This is a genomic window from Flectobacillus sp. (assembly GCF_049240685.1).
Classification (GTDB): Bacteria; Bacteroidota; Bacteroidia; order Cytophagales; family Spirosomataceae; genus Flectobacillus.
The window spans coordinates 34508-37573 of record NZ_JBMLSD010000319.1 but is presented as its reverse complement, the minus strand read 5'-3'; the positions used below and the strand labels follow the sequence as shown (position 1 = coordinate 37573).

Annotated in this window: 2 protein-coding genes; both read left to right on the top strand. The window is 38.9% G+C overall.

Features of this window, described 5'->3' with window-relative positions:
- The first annotated feature begins 303 nt into the window (after positions 1 to 303).
- Positions 304 to 1305, top strand: coding sequence for a pectinesterase family protein (locus ACOVQ4_RS14615; RefSeq protein WP_421821365.1), 1002 nt, complete (start codon positions 304 to 306; stop codon positions 1303 to 1305).
- A gap of 133 nt (positions 1306 to 1438) precedes the next feature.
- Positions 1439 to 3066, top strand: a 1628-nt coding sequence (locus ACOVQ4_RS14610; RefSeq protein WP_421821364.1) for a glycoside hydrolase 43 family protein, incomplete at its 3' end; no start/stop codon positions are given.

Below are 3066 nucleotides of genomic sequence, written 5' to 3'. Positions count from 1 at the left end.
TCTTTTGGCAACGTTGCCGGTAACGATTGCGTAAAAAAATCAAAAACAATATTTGTGTGCACCGAACTTATGTCTCAATTTCGAACCGTAAACCTATTTATAATTACAAAAAAACTTGTAATTCTTCCATAGCATTTTCTATTTCTCCGAAAAAAATAGAGGTACAAATTAGGTTAATCTTTGTTCCTCAACATTCTACTTAATCAGATGATTATGTATGGGTTATTTATAACCTGCTTAAAGAATAAAATATCATTTCCAGCTAGTTGAGATGGAATTATGTATTTAATATTTTCCTAAAAAATGAAAAAAAGTATCATTTCTATGTTTCTGTTTTTTTTGAGTTTATCAGTAGTGATAGCTCAAAAAACAACAACTTATCCGACCAAATTTACGGTTGCTTTAGATGGTTCGGGCGACTTTAAAAGTATCCAAGAGGCAATTATGGCTTTTCGGGACCATTCCCAGCAAAGGGTAACACTATTTATCAAAAATGGTACTTATCACGAAAAGGTAACTATCCCAGCAAATAAACCCAATTTGCATCTGATAGGCGAAAGTCGTGAGGGCGTAGTGATTACAAATGGTGATTATTCGGGCAAAACCTATCTCAACGGGCAAAAGGATGCCGTGGGCAAAACGCAGTTTAGCACCTATAATTCGTACACGCTTTTGGTGGATGCGCCTGATATTGTACTCGAAAATCTGACCATTGTTAATAGTGCAGGTCGTGTGGGACAAGCAGTGGCTTTGCATGTGGAAGGAGATAGATTTGTTTGTAAAAATTGTACTCTTTTGGGAAATCAAGATACGCTTTATGCTGCCAGAGAGGGCACTCGTCAATTTTATGTTAATTGTCAAATTGAAGGGACTACGGATTATCTGTTCGGGAAAGCGATTGTTGTTTTTCAATCATGTACGCTAAAAAGTCTATCCGATTCTTATATCACTGCGGCAGCAACGCCTGATTATCAGCCCTTTGGCTTTGTCTTTTTTGATTGTAAACTCACTGCTGACTCTACAGCGAAAAAAGTATTTTTGGGTCGTCCGTGGCGTCCAGCTTGTAAAACAGTTTTCATTCGTACCGAAATGGGTAGTCATATTTTGCCTATTGGTTGGAATAATTGGGGTAATCCAGCAAATGAAAAAACAGTACTTTATGCCGAATATCAATCTACAGGCGAGGGCGCAAATCCTAGTAAAAGAGTCGCTTGGAGTCGTCAGTTAAGTAAGAAAGAACTACGAAATTATACCTTAGAAAATATTTTTGGTACAAAAGAACAAATCAAAAATTGGTGGAACTGAGGAGAGTGATGAGTTTGGAGTGGTGAATGCGGAGTGTTTAATCGAATATATTCAAAATCATACTCTGTTAAATAAAGATAATCACTTATTCATGACACTTAAGACTTTACATTTTTCTCATAATTAAATACTTATGAAATCATTTGGTAAGTTTTTAGCCCTTTCTTTAATAGGGTTTTCATTAAGTACACAGGCACAAAATATATCGACAGTCTCTAAAGTTTGGGTGTCTGATTTAGGAAATGGACAATACAAAAACCCTGTGATTGATGCCGATTATTCGGACCCTGATGCTTGTCGTGTGGGTAGTGATTTTTATATGATTGCTTCCAGTTTTGATGCGGTACCGGGCTTGCCTATTTTGCATTCAAAGGACTTGGTCAATTGGTCTATCATTGGTCATGCGCTGAAGCGTCAGCCTCCTTTCGAACATTTTTCAAAAACTCAACATGGCAATGGCGTTTGGGCTCCTGCGATTCGCTATCATGCTGGTGAATTTTGGATTTATTATCCTGACCCAGATTTTGGGATTTATTTGACCAAAGCTAAAAACCCTACTGGTCCTTGGTCTGAGCCTATTTTGGTAGAAGAAGGCAAAGGTCTCATAGACCCTTGTCCGTTTTGGGATACTGACGGACAGGTATATTTGGTTCATGGTTGGGCAGGTAGTCGTGCAGGAATTAAAAGTGTGCTGACTATCAAGAAAATGAACGCTGAAGGTACTAAAGTTACCGATGAAGGAAAAATAGTATTTGACGGTCATGAAACCGACCCGACAGTGGAAGGTCCTAAGTTTTATAAGCGAAATGGGTACTACTATATATTTGCTCCTGCTGGTGGTGTTTCTACGGGTTGGCAATTGGTGCTTCGTTCCAAAAATGTATATGGTCCATACGAAAGAAAGGTGGTCATGAATCAAGGGAATAGCCCTGTCAATGGTCCTCATCAAGGAGCTTGGGTAGACACACCAACGGGAGAAGATTGGTTTTTACATTTTCAAGACAAGGACGTATATGGTCGTGTTGTACACCTTCAGCCTATGAAATGGGTAAAAGATTGGCCAGTAATAGGTAATGACCCCGATGGTGATGGTATCGGCGAACCAGTGATGACTTATCGTAAACCTAATGTGGGCAAAACGTACCCAATTGTTACCCCAGCCGAATCGGATGAATTTGAGGGTAATACACTTGGTTTGCAATGGCAATGGCAGGCAAATCCTAAAGGCATTTGGCATAGTTTGACAAACAAAGGAAGCCTACGATTGTACTCGCAGAAAGTCCCTGATAATGCCAAAAACAACTGGGAAGTACCTAATATTTTATTACAGAAATTCCCAACTGAGAAATTTACGGCTACAACTAAATTGGTATTCACGCCCAATCAAAAGCTTGAGAATGAGAAGGTAGGATTAATTATTCTAGGAAAAAGCTATGCTCATATTGGTCTCAAAAGTAAGGGTAAAGAAGGAGTCTTTTTGATTTATGGCGAATCTCAAAAGGCCTCTGAAGGTAAGCCCGAAGTTGAAACTATAACAGAGACTCCTATCCCTGCCAATACGCCAGTGTATTTAAGAGTTAAGGTTTTAGATAAAGCCCGTTGTCAATTTAGCTACAGTCTTGATGGACAATCTTTTAAAAATATAGGAGAGCCTTTCCAAGCGGTCGTAGGACACTGGATTGGCGCCAAAATTGGTTTGTTCTGTACAAGAACCACCCAAATCAACGACTCAGGTTATGCTGATGTAGATTGGTTTAGAAT

Bases quoted from the DNA above. Each gene is read 5' to 3' on its own strand.
- ACOVQ4_RS14615 (WP_421821365.1), top strand. From the start codon at position 304: ATGAAAAAAAGTATCATTTCTATGTTTCTGTTTTTTTTGAGTTTATCA.